This window comes from Mesorhizobium sp. AR10 (assembly GCF_024746795.1).
Classification (GTDB): Bacteria; Pseudomonadota; Alphaproteobacteria; order Rhizobiales; family Rhizobiaceae; genus Mesorhizobium.
The window spans coordinates 5,347,170-5,361,466 of the sequence record NZ_CP080524.1 but is presented as its reverse complement, the minus strand read 5'-3'; the positions used below and the strand labels follow the sequence as shown (position 1 = coordinate 5,361,466).

General features: G+C 62.2%; 13 protein-coding genes and 1 tRNA gene. 8 read left to right on the top strand and 6 right to left on the bottom strand.

All coding sequences use genetic code 11. The features are described 5' to 3' along the window. Positions 1-139: 139 nt before the first annotated feature. From LHFGNBLO_RS29845 to LHFGNBLO_RS29835, 3 genes are all read right to left on the bottom strand, one after another. Positions 140-1,345, bottom strand: a complete 1,206-nt coding sequence (locus LHFGNBLO_RS29845; RefSeq protein ID WP_258603154.1) for a CAP domain-containing protein — start codon at positions 1,343-1,345, stop codon at positions 140-142. A gap of 188 nt (positions 1,346-1,533) precedes the next feature. Then, positions 1,534-2,646 carry a pyridoxal phosphate-dependent aminotransferase gene (locus LHFGNBLO_RS29840; protein ID WP_258603149.1) on the bottom strand — a complete coding sequence of 371 codons (1,113 nt, stop codon included), beginning with the start codon at positions 2,644-2,646 and terminating at the stop codon, positions 1,534-1,536. Between the two features lie 177 nt (positions 2,647-2,823). After that, the gene (locus tag LHFGNBLO_RS29835; protein ID WP_258603141.1) at positions 2,824-3,999 is read right to left on the bottom strand and encodes a porin; all 1,176 of its coding nucleotides are present in this window, start codon (positions 3,997-3,999) and stop codon (positions 2,824-2,826) included. 311 nt (positions 4,000-4,310) lie between these two features. Here LHFGNBLO_RS29835 and LHFGNBLO_RS29830 point away from each other — a divergent pair, with 311 nt between their 5' ends. From LHFGNBLO_RS29830 to LHFGNBLO_RS29815, 4 genes are all read left to right on the top strand, one after another. Continuing rightward, the gene (locus LHFGNBLO_RS29830) at positions 4,311-4,490 is read left to right on the top strand and encodes a hypothetical protein (protein WP_258603139.1); all 180 of its coding nucleotides are present in this window, start codon (positions 4,311-4,313) and stop codon (positions 4,488-4,490) included. After that, a tRNA-Ser gene (locus tag LHFGNBLO_RS29825) sits at positions 4,452-4,542 on the top strand. Before LHFGNBLO_RS29830 ends, LHFGNBLO_RS29825 begins: the two co-directional genes overlap by 39 nt. 148 nt (positions 4,543-4,690) lie before the next feature. Beyond that, positions 4,691-5,788 carry a porin gene (locus LHFGNBLO_RS29820; RefSeq protein WP_258603137.1) on the top strand — a complete coding sequence of 366 codons (1,098 nt, stop codon included), beginning with the start codon at positions 4,691-4,693 and terminating at the stop codon, positions 5,786-5,788. 290 nt (positions 5,789-6,078) lie between these two features. Next, on the top strand, positions 6,079-6,954 hold the full coding sequence (locus LHFGNBLO_RS29815) for a tyrosine-type recombinase/integrase (protein WP_413774737.1): 876 nt from the start codon (positions 6,079-6,081) through the stop codon (positions 6,952-6,954). A gap of 235 nt (positions 6,955-7,189) precedes the next feature. On the opposite strand, the gene LHFGNBLO_RS29810 is transcribed toward LHFGNBLO_RS29815, so the two are convergent. Further along, entirely contained in the window at positions 7,190-8,068 is an 879-nt protein-coding gene (locus tag LHFGNBLO_RS29810; RefSeq protein ID WP_258603135.1) for an alpha/beta fold hydrolase, read from the bottom strand. Positions 8,069-8,365: 297 nt separating this feature from the next. Next, a complete protein-coding gene (locus LHFGNBLO_RS29805) occupies positions 8,366-10,405 on the bottom strand; it encodes a lytic transglycosylase domain-containing protein (protein WP_258603127.1) in 2,040 nt (679 codons plus the stop codon). Between the two features lie 245 nt (positions 10,406-10,650). On the opposite strand from LHFGNBLO_RS29805, the gene dapA reads away from it, so the two are divergent. The 3 genes from dapA to LHFGNBLO_RS29790 are packed head-to-tail and all read left to right on the top strand — an operon-like array spanning position 10,651 to position 12,779. After that, the gene (dapA, locus tag LHFGNBLO_RS29800; protein ID WP_258603125.1) at positions 10,651-11,532 is read left to right on the top strand and encodes a 4-hydroxy-tetrahydrodipicolinate synthase; all 882 of its coding nucleotides are present in this window, start codon (positions 10,651-10,653) and stop codon (positions 11,530-11,532) included. Between the two features lie 25 nt (positions 11,533-11,557). Beyond that, positions 11,558-12,037 (top strand): SsrA-binding protein SmpB, encoded by a 480-nt coding sequence (smpB, locus tag LHFGNBLO_RS29795; RefSeq protein WP_027144197.1) that lies wholly within the window; start codon positions 11,558-11,560, stop codon positions 12,035-12,037. A gap of 16 nt (positions 12,038-12,053) precedes the next feature. Further along, positions 12,054-12,779, top strand: a complete 726-nt coding sequence (locus tag LHFGNBLO_RS29790) for a glycoside hydrolase family 25 protein (RefSeq protein ID WP_258603124.1) — start codon at positions 12,054-12,056, stop codon at positions 12,777-12,779. A 24-nt stretch (positions 12,780-12,803) separates the two neighbouring features. On the opposite strand, the gene LHFGNBLO_RS29785 is transcribed toward LHFGNBLO_RS29790, so the two are convergent. Continuing rightward, complete coding sequence (locus tag LHFGNBLO_RS29785; RefSeq protein WP_258603123.1) at positions 12,804-13,166, bottom strand: winged helix-turn-helix transcriptional regulator; 363 nt, start codon at positions 13,164-13,166, stop codon at positions 12,804-12,806. A 96-nt stretch (positions 13,167-13,262) separates the two neighbouring features. Here LHFGNBLO_RS29785 and LHFGNBLO_RS29780 point away from each other — a divergent pair, with 96 nt between their 5' ends. Then, entirely contained in the window at positions 13,263-14,276 is a 1,014-nt protein-coding gene (locus LHFGNBLO_RS29780) for a zinc-binding alcohol dehydrogenase family protein (RefSeq protein ID WP_258609958.1), read from the top strand. The last annotated feature ends 21 nt before the right edge of the window (positions 14,277-14,297 follow it).

Genomic DNA, 14,297 nt, shown 5'->3' with positions numbered 1-14,297 from the left:
GCCGCCTATCGGCACATGGCACGGAAATCCGGAATTCGAACGCCAATGCCGTCAGGATGGCAGGAACTTGAAATCCTCCACCAATCGTAGCGGGCCGCGCTTGAAACACGGCCCGCCAGTTTGTTTAGGCAAGTCGCGGTCAGGCGACGAGGTCTGCCGTCTGATGACCAGAATGGGCGGCCATCTGAGCCAGGATCTTGGCCACCGCGGCCTGCGCCGCGTCGCCCGCATCCGCAACGATATGGTCGTCTGCCGGCAGATGTGCCTGAAAGGCTGCAACCGCACGGTCCACGGCTTGATGGAAGTGGCCGCCGCCATCGAACAGATCGGAGACATCCTCTGCGTTGGTATGGGCAGTGACGGCCTGGCGGAACTGCAAATGCTCGCCACCAAGCGTAGCTGCAGGGGACGTGTTGGCCGCGCCGCCGGCAGATTCGCCGGCGCTGAGGGTGCCGTGGTTCGAGCTCGAATGGTTCTTGAAGAAGTCGGCGAGCCAGGTGTGGGTGCTGTTGCCGGCATTGTTGCTTCCCGCATCCGCTACGGTGGCCGGCGCAGCCGGTGCCGCAGGCTGCGTGTGGGTCGTGCCGGAACCCGCATCGTCGGCAGAGGCCGTCGCTGCAAGCGTGCCCGACTTCATCGTCGGGTCGATCAGGTCGCGTTTGACGTTCTTGGTGCCGATGGTCGCTGTCTGCGTCGAAGTGGCGATGTTCGCGCCGGAGTAGGTCACCGTGTAGGTGCCGGGCTTCAGCACCAGATCGTAGCCGCCTGCGGCCGATGTCGTCGTCTTGAAAGTCTGGCCGGCGGCGTTTTTGGCCGTCACCGTGATGGCGCCGAGCCCTTCGCCCGGATCGTAGAAACGATCGCCGTCCTTGTCGTCGAAGGTGACTCCGGTCAGGAAGAGGTCGGTGCCGCTCTTGCCGAAATCTTCGGTGACGAAGGCACTGCTGCGGCCCTTGTAGTCGCCGACCTCGAAGCCAAGTCCGACTTCCCGGAAATTGGGGTTGAGGATGTTGGCCCGGTGTCCTGACGAATTCATCAGATTGGTATGGAGCAGCTTGACCTCGTCGGCAGTGCCGGTCGGCGCGCGGGTCGTTGCCCAGGCGATGTTCTCACCGGTCGCCCAGGACCCGGTCAGCGTGTAGCCAGCGTTCTTCATGCGCGTCGTCGGCGACGAACCTCCAGATCCGGTGTGCGAGAAGATGTCGGTCGCGAGCATCCATCGATCGTGGCCCTCGGCGGCTTCGCTGAGGTCGTTGTCAAAGGCAAGAGGCTGGGCACCTGTCTTGGCGCGCTCGGCGTTGATGAGTTCGAGCAGATATTGCTCGTTGGCACTGTGCTGCGGCATAGGTCTTCCCATCCGTGATTGGTGTTGAACCCCCTGCCTGCAGTCGCCCTATTTCGTGGGCTAGGCAGCAAATGTGTTGATGATGCGGCGCGAAGGAAACTAAATTAGTAAATGCGCATGTAAATTGCCGGACCTTGCCAAGTACCGGATCGTCCCGCATACCTTGGGTTGAAATTCGGCTGCCGAGTTCAGTTTCCATGCGCCGCGGCGAGCGCGCCGGGCAGTTCCTCGGCGAAGATGTCGAGCTCGTGATCGAGGCCGACGCTGATTCGGATGCAGCGGTCGAGCACCGGCACCATCGGCTTGCGGATGAACACGTCGCGCGACAGCAGCGCCTGCAGCACCTTCAACGCAAAGGCGCCGTCACGGCCGCAATCGATGGTGATGAAATTGGTCGCCGATGGCAGCGGCTTCAGTCCGTTGCCCTCGGCGATCCCGGCGATGCGCCGGCGCCCGGCCTCGACCCGCGCCACCACACTCCTGAGATAGTCCTGATCGGCAAGCGCCTCGACGCCGGCGATCTGCGCCATGCGGCTGACGCCATAGTGGTTGCGGATCTTCTCGAAATCGCGGATCACCTGGGCCTCGGCCACCGCATAGCCGCAGCGTATGCCGGCCAGCCCGTAGGCCTTCGAGAAGGTGCGCATGCGGATGACGTTCGGCCTGGAAATATCGATCGGCGGCAGCGCCGAGGCCGGGCCTAGCTCGCCATAGGCCTCGTCGAGCACCAGCATGGTGGTATCAGGCAGCGCTTCGATGAAGGCGACGAGCTCGGCCGCTTCCCACCAACTGCCCATCGGATTGTCCGGATTGGACAGATACACCAGTGGCGCCTTGTCCCTGACGATCGCCGCCAGCAGGCCATCCAGGTTTTCCCGGTCGTTCTCATAGGGAACGGCGACCAGCTGGCCACCGACGCCGGCAATGTGGAAATTGAAGGTCGGATAGGCGCCGAGCGAGGTGATCACCGCATCGCCCGGCGCCACATACATGCGCGCCACCAGACTGAGCAGGCCATCAATGCCTTCGCCGACAACCACGTTTTCGGCGCCCACGCCGAGATGGCCGGCAACGGCAACCTTGAGGTCGAAATTGTCGGGATCGCAATACATCCACATGTCGCGGGCGACGCCGGCCGTGCGGGCGATGACGCGCGGCGAGGGCCCAAAACTGCTCTCATTGGCGCCGATGCGGGCGCGAAAGGCGCGGCCGCGGTCACGCTCCTGCGCCTCGGGGCCGACAAACGGCACCGTCGAAGGAAGCGCTGCGATGAGCGGCGTGAGGGGAGGGCGCTGACGCATGGCAAAAGGCTCGTTCCAAAAGGGCCTTCTTGCTAGCTTGCCCGGTAGGATGGTGCAAGTTGCTGGTAGGTTAGAAAATGAAAGCCACGGTTCCCTAGAGAGCTTGGCAGCAATGGCCCGAAATGAAAAAACCCGGCGGTTGCCCGCCGGGTTTTATGTTGTTCAGAGCAGGCGCTGTTAGAACGAGCGCTGGAAGCGGAGCATGCCGCCGATGCTGTCTTCGTCGTCAGCATTGGTCCAGTTGTCGAAGCCGACCTCGCCGAATTCACCGGCATGGAGGTAGTCAACTTCAGCCGTGACCGTGAAGCCCGGAACGACGTCGTAGGCAATGTTTGCCGCGATGCCGAGGTTCTCGCCTTCGTCATACGACACCTGGGCGTTGAACGAGGTCTTCTCGTTGATGGTGTACGTGCCACCACCCCAGAGTGCCCAATTGCCGCTCCACTGCTTGTAGAAGCCGCGGCCACCGGCCGGGATTGCCCAAGTCGGATCCGACAGGTTGTCGTCCGTGCCGTAGCCGCCCATGATGAACAGCGACAGGTTCTGCATTGGCGTGATGTCCAAGCGGACCTTACCGGCTACTTCTTCGTAGTTGCTGTCGTAAGCAATGACGCCGGTGATAGCACCCCAGCCCTGGGTGTACTTCAGGCCGCCGACGACATGCGGGATGTAGCTGTCGATGGTGCCGATGACGCCCGCGCCTTCTTCGAGCGAGAGCACGGCGGAGAAGCCGTTGCCGGCATCGAAGTAGTACTGGATGACGTTGGTGTCGAAGCCGCCGTAGGGAACAAGCGTATCCTGGATGACGTTGCCGGCGTAGCCGATGAACGTGTTGAAGGCCGATTCGTCCTTACCGACGCGGAGACCACCGAGCTGGATCCAGGCGAAGTTCAGGCTGACGCCCTTGCCGCCGGCAGGGTTAGAGAAAGTCTCATCTGCTACCGTCGCCGGATCGTCCGGTATGCCGTACGTGTTGTTGTTACCGAAGTTGAAGCGGGTCTCGGTGTAGGTCTTCAAAGTGCCGAGTTCAGTTTCCTGGCCGGTCCAGGTCTTCAGCGTGAAGCGGGCGTTCTTGTACCAGGTGTCCTGCTCGTCGCCGTCCTCGTGGTCGACGGACGACGCGCCATCGAACGAGCCGACGTCGCCGGCGCCGATGTCGTAGCGGACATAGCCGCCGATGCGCAGGCAGGTTTCGGTGCCGGGGATGTAGAAGTAGCCAGCGCCGTACACGTCGCAGATCTTGACGTATTCAGCGGGTTCCGGCTCGGCGACGACGACGGCGTCGGCGGCGCGCGCACCGGAAACTGCGATCAGGGCCGCAGCGGAGCCGAGAAGAAGGCTCTTAATGTTCATTTTCTGACCTCCAGTCAAAAGTTAAAAAACGGGTCTGGGTATTCTTTGCTGAAGGACAGCGTTCCCTGCCCCATCCCCACTAACCGAAAAAGATGCGCACCGCGCCGCTCCTTCGAATTCGACATTACCCATGAGGCGGCGGCGTTCAACCATGATCGTACCGGTGAAAGGACTGTCTGGGCGCTATCCCCATGCGTTGTTGCACAAATGACACGATTTGGCCTCAGTCGGAAAGCTCTTGTTAACGATCAGGCCCCTTGCAACCCTTGCAATCCAGCCGAATCCGGCGATGAGCCGCCCGAATTGCGGCCATGCTCCGAGTCGCCAGCCAGGGAATTGCCGCAGAATCGCCGCATGACGAAGGCGGCGCTTCGACAGAAGCCGGATTTTTCGACAATAGTGGCGCCGGCTTGTTGATTGTGCCGGCGCTTTTCTTTATCCAGCGGCGCAACGGAGAGGTGGCCGAGTGGTCGAAGGCGCTCCCCTGCTAAGGGAGTAGAGGTCAAAAGCTTCTCGTGGGTTCGAATCCCATCCTCTCCGCCAGTTTTGCTTTTTCGCATCACTGCGGTTCAGATTTCTCCTCGCAATAACAAATAGATGGCTTGAAAACCGACCGACCCAGGGCTCTCACATAGCCGCGAAACCGCTGGAAAGGCCACGATTCTGTTCGATTCTGACTGGAGGTCAGAAAATGAACATTAAGAGCCTTCTTCTCGGCTCCGCTGCGGCCCTGATCGCAGTTTCCGGTGCGCGCGCCGCCGACGCCGTCGTCGTCGCCGAGCCGGAACCCGCTGAATACGTCAAGATCTGCGACGTCTACGGCGCTGGCTACTTCTACATCCCCGGCACCGAAACCTGCCTGCGCATCGGCGGCTATGTCCGCTACGACATCGGCGTGGGCGACCGCGAAGGCGTGCAGAACGTGCCGGATCACCTGGATGCCGACACCAACGACACCTATTGGAAGAATGCCCGCTTCACGCTGAAGACCTGGACCGGCCAGGAAACCGAACTCGGCACCTTGAAGACCTACACCGAGACCCGCTTCAACTTCGGCAATAGCAGCGGCGACTATGCTGACCCGGATGGTGCTGGCCCGTTGGTTGGCGGCACTGGCTGGCAGGCCAGCGGCAAGGGCGTTTCGCTGAACTTCGCCTGGATCCAGCTCGGTGGCCTCCGTGTCGGTAAGGACGAATCGGCCTTCGATACGTTCATCGGCTACGCCGGCAACGTCATCGACGATACGATCGTTCCCTACGGCTCGTTCGACACCAACGTCATCCAGTACTACTTCGATGCCGGCAACGGCTTCTCGGCCGTCCTCTCGCTCGAAGAAGGCGCTGGCGCCGACACGATCGACAGCTACGTTCCGCATGTCGTCGGCGGCGTGAAGTACACGCAGGGCTGGGGCGCCATCACTGGCGTCATCGCCTATGACAGCAACTACGAAGAAGTGGCCGGCAAGGTTCGCCTGGACATCACCCCGGTGCAGAACCTGTCGCTGTTCATCATCGGCGGCTACGGCACGGACAGCAATGCTGCCAACAACTTCTACAAGCTGTGGGATGGCAACTGGGCGATCTGGGGTGGTGGCACTTACACCATCAACGAGAAGACCTCGTTCAACGTCCAGGCATCGTATGACGAAGGCGAGACGTTCGGCCTCGCAGCCAACATCGCCTACGACGTCGTTCCCGGCTTCACGGTCACGGCCGAAGTTGATTACTTCAACTACGGTGGCGGCGACGACGGCATCGGCGGCATCCTCCGCTTCCAGCGCTCGTTCTAAGGGCTGGTTCCATACAGGTGAAATCCAGCCCGGGCGCTTCAACGCCCGGGCTGTTTTGTTTTCGTGGCTGGGCCAGGGCAGTGAGAAGGAGAAGGGGGATCGGTAGCTGAACAAAAGTCTGCGGAACGATTTCGTGGGATCCGCCGCCTGGCGGATGAAATCGATTTGTCTGACTTGAACTCTTGAAAGGACGCTTCCAAGCGGGTAGGTGTCGCCTATCCACTCGGGGGTGTGGCAAATAAATGACAAACGAAGCGATTCAAGAGGGGTTGCCCTCTGATCCGTTTGCGATGTTCTCTTCTCCAAGCGTAAAGCTTAAATACAGCTTTAACAAGATAAGAGAAGTAAAGTCGCACCGGGTTGGGGAGCTATTTTCGGCATATCGGGATATACTCTGGGATGATGGGCGGCATAAATACAATGTCAGCTCTTTCATCGGCGAAATTGATGAGATTCTCCTCGGGGAGCGTTTCAGCGCATTTGACCAGAGCACCCTGGACAACCTTATCGGAACCTTGCGCCAGCGCGGCAACAGCAACGCAACCATCAACCGCAAGATGGCTGCTCTCAGCAAACTGCTGCGCAAGGCTCACAAGATGGGGGATATCCACAGCTTGCCCGAATTCCGCCGCCAGAAGGAGCGGGCGGGACGGATTCGTTTCCTCGAGAGGGACGAAGAGGCCAAGCTGTTCGCCGCCATCAAGAGCCGCTGCGAGGATGCCTACAGGCTTTCAGTCTTCCTGGTCGACTCTGGCTGTCGCCTCGGCGAGGCACTGGGGCTGATCTGGAACGACATCCAGGAGCATCGCGTCAGTTTCTGGATCACCAAATCCGGCCGTAGCCGCACCATCCCGATGACCGAACGGGTAAAAGAGGTGATCAAGCTGCCGGCCACCGAGGGCCGCAGGCCCAAGGGTCCGTTCACCAAACTCAGCCAGGCGCAGTTCCGCGCCATCTGGAACGATGCGAAAGCCGAGGTTGGCCTCGGCGCCGACGATCAGGTGGTGCCGCATATATTGCGCCACACCTGCGCCTCGCGTCTCGTTCAGGGCGGCATCGACATCAGGCGCGTGCAGATGTGGCTTGGCCACCAGACGCTTTCGATGACCATGCGTTACGCGCATCTGGCCACCAATGACCTCGACGGCTGCGTGGTTGTCCTGTAAACACCCAGGTGCGACCAACCGGCTGGCAGTGCAGGAAGCTCCGTATTTTCGTCGCCCTTGACCGCGCCTTCATCCCCGACGGCAGGGCGGAAACAGCGGACTGAAACAGCCGCGGCAAAGGTGCCGCCGAAAGCGCCCCGGAAAAGCTCAAAAGCCAAGTAGTTCCGGCGAGCTTTCTTATACTGTTGTGACTCCCCCAGGACCGCATTGGTCTTGGGGTTTATTTTGAGTTCATCTATCGCTCGGCGCGATCAAGGAAAGCGGCAATGCTGCCGGGCAGGCTGCCGGTTTCGAGGAAAGGCGCATGGCCCTGGCCCTCGACCGTGATCGTCTCCATGCCGGGGTGACGCTTTCGCATCTGCTCGAGCGTTTCTTTGGAAAGCAGCTTCGAATTGGCGCCGCGTATGGCGAGCATTGGTATCGTCGCCAGCGCCTCGAACTGCGGCCATAGCGCCGGCAGTGGCTGGGTGAGGTCGAGGCCCGCCAGCGTATCGACCAGATTCGGGTCGAAATCCGGCACGAGCCCGGCATCCGTCGCGCGGTAAAGCGCCGACACCATCCGCTCCCAGTCTGCCTCGATCAGGGCCGGAAAATCGCCCCCATGCGCGCCGCGCTGGGCGCTGACCGCCTCGGCACGGGTTTTCGGCTTCGGCGCACGCTCGAGATAGGCGCGAATATGGGCCAGGCCTTCAGCCTCGATCTCCGGGCCGATGTCGTTGAGAACTATTGCTTTCAGGACAGCCGGCCGCATCGCGCCGAGCACGTGAATGATCAACCCGCCGCGTGACGTGCCGATGAAGGCTGCGTCCTCGATGTTGAGCGCCGCCAGCCCCGCAAGGATATCGCCGGCCTCGACGCCGACATTGTAGTGGCCGCTATCGGGATCGTATGCGGACTGCCCGCGCCCGCGATAATCGAACGCGACAACCTTGCGCCTCGCCTGCGTCGACAGATGCAGCGCCAGCTCGTGAAAGTCGCGGCAATTGCGGGTCAGGCCAGGCAGGCAGACGACAGGCCAATGACCGGAATTCGCTTCGCCATAGACGCGCGCGTGAAGCTGGAGTCCGTCCGGCGCGGCGTAGAAGAAATCTGAAAAATCCGGATTGCTGGACATCTGCACACGGTTCCCTTTCCGTTGGCGCATCATGTGGGACTGCTACAGGCGAGGGCAGGGGCGGTCAAATCGAGGGCGGGACGGCGAAGCTGCCGATCTCCCCCCTTGCGGGGGAGATGGCCGGCAGGCCAGAGGGGGGTGGGAAGGATCGCCGACCTGAATAGCTTCCGCTGGGAATGAGCCAACGAATTGGCAGATAGTCCGAGGGACAGCACCCCCCTCTGCCTTGCCAGGCATCTCCCCCGCAAGGGGGAGATCGCAGCTTCGGTGAAATCGCCTCTCGAGTCGCCCGGCTCCTCAACCCCGCCCGTTCACCAGATCGCCCACAATGTCGTACTTGCCGGAAATACGCATCTTGTAGACTTCGTAATTCTCCATCACGCGCTGGACGTAACTTCTTGTTTCCGTATAGGGAATCCGCTCGATCCAGTCGACGACGGCGTCCACGTCCTTGCCGCGCGGGTCGCCATATTTTGCCACCCACTGGGCGGCGCGGTTTGGGCCGGCATTGTAGCCGGCAAAGGTCAACACATAGGAGCCGTTGAAGCGGCCGAGCTGCTCGCCGAGGAAGGCGGCGCCCAGCGTCGCATTGTAGCCGGCGTCGGTGGTCAGCCGTGCTTGCGAGAAGGTCATTCCGGCCTCCTTCGCCAATTGCCGGGCGGTCCCCGGCATCAGCTGCAGCAGTCCGCGCGCACCGGCGCTGGAGACGGCGCCGATATTGAACTCGCTTTCCTGACGGGCGATCGCATAGGCCAGCGCCTTGCCGGAGCCGGAAATGTCGGCCGAATCGGGAATGACGCCCAGCGGATGCGACAGCGCGCCGACATCGATGCCGCGCGCGCCGGCGATCTTGCCGACTTTCAATGCCAGGAAATGGTTGCCCTGCTTTTCCGCTAGGTCGGCGAGCAGCGCCAGTTCGCCGGGGCTGGTCAACTGCCCGGCGAGGTCGCGGTAGAGCGTATCGGCATAGCGGTCATAGCCCGCCTCCTGCAGCCGCTTGATGGCGCTGACGGCCTCGCGGGTGGCAAAATTCTGGCGGTCAGTGGCACTTGGATGCGGATAGGCGATGTTGAGGGTCTTTCGCCCAGTGCGCTCCGCGGCGAGCTGGCCATAGAAGGTCGTGCCGTAGGCCGCGGCGCGGGTGAAATAATCCTTGGCATCGCCGGGACCGCCGGCTTCGGCGGCACGGCCAAGCCAGTAATAGGCGCGCGACAGCGACATCGGCCCCTGGGCGAGATCGGCGATGCGCGCGAAATGCCTGGCGGCGGTGTCGGGGTTATTGAGCCCGCGTAGCGCATACCAGCCGGCATGGAACTCCGCCTCCGCCGCATTGGCGGCACTTTCTGCGGCGTGCGCGGCGACGATCTTATAGGCGGTCTTCATGTCGCCCTGGTCGACCAGTTCTCGCGACAGCACCCGGCGTTCGACCCACCAGGCGTCGGGATCGACCAGCGCATCGCGGTCGCTCGGCGCCTTCATCACCATCGCGGCGGCGTCGGAAAACCTGTCTTGCTTGCGCAGATATTCGGCCTGGGCGAAGAAATAGCCGGCCGAACGCTGCGCTGCGGGCACGGCCTTCAGCAATTTGGCCGCGTTTTTGTCGCCTCTGCCCGCCGCCGCCCAAGCGTCGGCCAGAGGCTGGGCGCCGGCGAGACCAGCAACGCGCAGCGCGGAATTGACCCGGTCGGCATAGAACATGCGCTCCATGCGGAAGCGATGATCGGCGGCCGGGATCAGCTTGCCGAACTCCCTGATAACAGCCGTCTCGTCCTTGGCCTCCAGCTTTTCGGTGCGCCAGAATGGCGACAGCACCGAGCGCGCCGCCTTGGCGTTGCCCAGCGACACATAGGAGCGGGCAAGGATCACCACGCCCTCTGTTGTCAGCGGCTGGCTGCCGTTGAACGCCTGCACCACCGTCTGTGGCGAGGGGTTCTCGCGATAGAGCGCGCGCTCGCTGTTCTTGCGCAAGGCGATCGTGCCCGGCCAGTTCGGCAGCATCTTTGCGGCGTCCGCAATGTCGCCGCTCGGCACCTTGTCGCCGCCATAGAGCGCGATTGCCCAGGCGAGGATGTGGCGGTCGAGCGACTTGGCCGGCAAGGCCTCGCGCACCGTGCGCGCACCTGGAATGTCGTTGGCGGCCAGCGCGTCGAGACCGCTCTTCAGCTGGGCGATGCTGGGCGAGGCAGGCGCATCCTGTTGCGGGCCATTATTCCGCACGCCCGGCATCGGGATGGCCGACGTGACCTGCACGTCGGCGCTGCCGCCAAGCGCCATGCCCGGCATCAACGCGAGCGTGGCGCCAAGAAGCGCGAAAAGGCGAGGCCGCCGGGTCGGCATCTTTCCGTCCTTACACATAAGTCAGCAGGCACAGAAGCATCAGAGGCTAAACTCATGTCGTGAAGAGCCCGTAAACCAGGGTTGGCGAGGTCGTTCGAATTGCGCTTGCTGGCACCATGGCAATGCTTGCCGCGCAACAATGTCGAGACTATGGTGCGCCGCTTCGCTTTCGGCTAGAAGGCGCCCACATTAAAACACCAAGACAAAATACCAAGAACCAGGGAAGTCCCAAGGAGTTGGACGACATGCTGAGAGGCTCGCTTACCGCGCTCGTGACACCGTTCGAAAAGAGCGGGCGTTTCGACGAGAAAGCCTTTCGCGCGTTCATCGAATGGCAGCTCGCCGAGGGCACGACGGGCCTGGTCCCGGTCGGCACCACCGGCGAGTCGCCGACGCTGTCGCACGACGAGCATCGCCAGGTCGTCAAGGTCTGCATCGAGGTCGCCAAGGGCCGCGCCCCGGTCGTCGCCGGCGCCGGCTCCAACAACACCGAAGAGGCGGTCGGGCTGGTCAAGTATGCCGAAGAGGCGGGTGCCGACGCGGCTCTGGTCGTCACGCCCTATTACAACAAGCCGACGCAGCGCGGTCTCTATGCGCATTTCGCCGCCGTCGCCAAGGCGACCAAGCTGCCGATCATCATCTACAACATCCCGCCGCGCTCGGTGATCGACATGAGCCCGGAGACGATGGGCCAACTGGCGCACGACTTCAAGAATATCGTCGGCGTCAAGGATGCCACCGGCAAGGTCGAACGCGTTTCCGAGCAGCGGGCCACCTGCGGCAAGGACTTCATCCAGCTCTCCGGCGAGGATGCCTCCGCACTTGGCTTCAACGCGCATGGCGGTGTCGGCTGCATCTCGGTGACCGCCAATGTCGCGCCGCGGCTGTGCGCCGAATTCCAGGAGGCCACGCTGTCCGGCGACAGCGCCAAGGCGCTGGAGTTGCAGGACCGTCTGCTGCCGCTGCACAAGGCGATTTTCATCGAGCCTGGCCTGTGCGGCGCCAAATACGCGCTATCGAAGCTGGGCAAGGTCGAGAACGTGGTGCGCTCGCCGCTGGTGACGATCGAGGCATCGACCGCCGAGAAGATCGATGCGGCCATGAAGCACGCCGGCTTGATTAATTAGGGATGAGGCGCCACCTCTCCACATCATGAATCAAGTCAGAAAAGCCGATCCCAACAACAAGACCGTTGCGGAAAACCGCAAGGCGCGGTTTTCCTATGAGGTGCTCGACACGATCGAGACCGGCCTTGTGCTGACCGGCACCGAGGTCAAGTCGCTGCGCCAGGGCCAGGCCAACATCCAGGACAGCTATGCCTCGGTCGAGGGTGGCGAGATCTGGCTGATCAACTCCTACCTACCGGAATATCTGCAGGCCAACCGCTTCAACCATGAGCCGCGCCGGCGCCGCAAGCTGCTGCTCAACAAGCGCGAGATGGCCAAGCTGTCGCAAAGCGTCGACCGCGAAGGCATGACGCTGGTGCCGCTGAAAATCTATTTCAACGACCAGGGCCGCGCCAAGCTGCTGCTCGCCGTTGGCCGCGGCAAGAAACTGCATGACAAGCGCGAGACCGAAAAGCAGCGCGACTGGTCGCGCGAGAAGGGCCGGTTGCTGAAGGAGCGTGGGTAGTCTGGGAGCCGCTCTTTTGAAGAACCGTTGGATTCTTTGGGGCGCGGGCACTCTGCTCCTGGCATGCCTCGTCGCGGCGGGCGGCTTCCTTTACTTCCGCACATTTTCTCCGGACCGCGATAGATATCCGGTCAGGGGCATCGACGTCTCCCATCATCAGGGCCCGATCGACTGGCGGCGTGTTGCCGCCGACGATGTCGCCTTCGCCGTCATCAAGGCGACCGAAGGCGGCGACCACATCGACGATGCCTTCGCGACCAATCTGCGCGAGGCCCGCGCCGCAGGCCTTGCGGTCGGCGCCTATCATTTCTTCACCTTCTGCCGACCGGGTGCCGACCAGGCGCGCAATTTCATTTCGGTCGTACCGAACGATCAGCCTCTTTTGCCGCCGGTTGTCGACATCGAGTTCGGCGGCAATTGCCCGCAACGGCCATCCCCTGAGCAGCTGAATGCCGAGCTCCAGGCATTCCTCGGACCTGTCGAGGCAGCGTTTGGCAAGCCAGCGATCGTCTATCTGACCGATGACGCCGCGGATGCCTATGCCGGGCATATCGCCGTTCGCCCGCTGTGGCTTCGTTCGCTGGCACTGTGGCCGGGCCATGACGACTGGATCTACTGGCAGTACCACAACAGGGGCCGCGTCGACGGCATCGTCGGCGATGTCGATCTGAATGTTCTTCAGGGCGGGCAGGAGAAGCTTGCGGCACTGTTTGCGGGATCGATCGCTCCGGAAGCTGAGTGATTCCCTCGAGCCTGGTCAGGGCATTCAGGCCGCGGCCTGGGAACTCTCTGGCGTGAGTATCACATTGGCATCGCCCCAGATTTTCAGGGCGGTAATCACCGGCTCCAGGCTTCTGCCGCGCTGTGTCAGGCTGTATTCCACCTTCGGCGGCACTTCCGGATAGATCTTGCGGGCAATCAGCCCATCGGCCTCCAGTTCGCGAAGCTGGTTGGTCAGCATTCGCTGCGTGCAGTTCGGAATGCGCCGGCGTATCTCGTTGAAGCGAAGCGTGCCCTCGAACAGATGGTAGAGCACGACGCCTTTCCATTTTCCGTCGATGTAGCGCAGCGTTCCCTCCACGGTGCAGCCGGGGCTGCAATCGAATCGCTCATGGCGAATGCGCGGCATGACGGTATCCTTTTCGACACTATGTGCTTTATATGTGCATTCTTGCGCATGGAGATCGTAGACGGCATCTCTATCCTACACAACATGGAGAAGAAGATGCGCGCCGTCGGCTATCAAAACCCCGCCCCCATCACTGACGAGACTTCCCTTGTCGATATCGATTTGCCCAAGCCGGAGCCGAAAGGCCGTCAACTGCTGGTCGAGGTGAAGGCGGTCTCGGTCAACCCGGTCGACACCAAGATACGGCGAAGTGCCAGGCCCGAAGCCGGAACCTGGCGCGTGCTCGGCTGGGACGCTGCCGGTCGGGTCGTCGCCGTGGGTCCAGACGCCAACCTGTTCAAGCCCGAAGACGACGTCTTCTATTCCGGTGCGCTCGCGCCGCAAGGCACCAATGCCGAGTTCCATCTCGTCGATGAGCGCCTTGTCGGCCGCAAGCCGCGCTCGCTAGGCTATGCGCAGGCTGCGGCGCTGCCATTGACCGCGATCACCGCCTGGGAGGCCCTGTTCGATCGCCTCGATGTCAAGAAGCCGGTCGCGGGCGCCGCGAACGCCATCTTGATCATTGGCGGCGCCGGCGGCGTCGGTTCGATCACGGTGCAGCTTGCGCGCCAACTGACCGATCTGACGGTTATCGCCACCGCATCGCGGCCCGAAACACGGGACTGGGTGCTTGGACTTGGCGCTCATCATGTGATCGACCATTCCAGGCCACTCGCTGCTGAAGTCGCTGCACTCGGCATCGGCGCACCAGCCTTTGTGTTCTCGACGACCAACACCGACCGCCATCTGGCCGAGATAGCTGACTTGATCGCACCTCAAGGCCGTTTCGGCTTGATCGACGATCCCCAGTCGCTCGATATCAATCCGTTCAAGCGCAAGAGCGTCTCCGTGCATTGGGAGCTGATGTTCACCCGGTCGATATTCGAGACGGCGGATATGGCAGCACAGGGCGAGCACCTCAACGAATTGGCCCGGCTTGTCGACGCAGGCACCATCCGCACGACATTGGGCGAGGCGTTCGGCCCTATCAATGCGGCCAATCTGAAGCGCGCCCATGCGCTTATCGAGAGCGGCAAGGCCAAGGGGAAGATTGTCCTCGAAGGCTTTTGATCGGAGGTCGCCAGCCCGAAT

Excerpts from the sequence above, each read along its gene's own strand:
- smpB (WP_027144197.1), top strand. The coding sequence starts at position 11,558 with ATGAATCAAGTCAGAAAAGCCGATCCCAACAACAAGACCGTTGCGGAA.
- LHFGNBLO_RS29810 (WP_258603135.1), bottom strand. The coding sequence starts at position 8,068 with ATGTCCAGCAATCCGGATTTTTCAGATTTCTTCTACGCCGCGCCGGAC.
- LHFGNBLO_RS29785 (WP_258603123.1), bottom strand. The coding sequence starts at position 13,166 with ATGCCGCGCATTCGCCATGAGCGATTCGATTGCAGCCCCGGCTGCACC.
- LHFGNBLO_RS29780 (WP_258609958.1), top strand. The coding sequence starts at position 13,263 with ATGCGCGCCGTCGGCTATCAAAACCCCGCCCCCATCACTGACGAGACT.
- LHFGNBLO_RS29830 (WP_258603139.1), top strand. The coding sequence starts at position 4,311 with ATGCTCCGAGTCGCCAGCCAGGGAATTGCCGCAGAATCGCCGCATGAC.
- LHFGNBLO_RS29820 (WP_258603137.1), top strand. The coding sequence starts at position 4,691 with ATGAACATTAAGAGCCTTCTTCTCGGCTCCGCTGCGGCCCTGATCGCA.
- LHFGNBLO_RS29845 (WP_258603154.1), bottom strand. The coding sequence starts at position 1,345 with ATGCCGCAGCACAGTGCCAACGAGCAATATCTGCTCGAACTCATCAAC.
- LHFGNBLO_RS29815 (WP_413774737.1), top strand. The coding sequence starts at position 6,079 with ATGTTCTCTTCTCCAAGCGTAAAGCTTAAATACAGCTTTAACAAGATA.
- LHFGNBLO_RS29835 (WP_258603141.1), bottom strand. The coding sequence starts at position 3,999 with ATGAACATTAAGAGCCTTCTTCTCGGCTCCGCTGCGGCCCTGATCGCA.
- LHFGNBLO_RS29805 (WP_258603127.1), bottom strand. The coding sequence starts at position 10,405 with ATGCCGACCCGGCGGCCTCGCCTTTTCGCGCTTCTTGGCGCCACGCTC.
- dapA (WP_258603125.1), top strand. The coding sequence starts at position 10,651 with ATGCTGAGAGGCTCGCTTACCGCGCTCGTGACACCGTTCGAAAAGAGC.
- LHFGNBLO_RS29840 (WP_258603149.1), bottom strand. The coding sequence starts at position 2,646 with ATGCGTCAGCGCCCTCCCCTCACGCCGCTCATCGCAGCGCTTCCTTCG.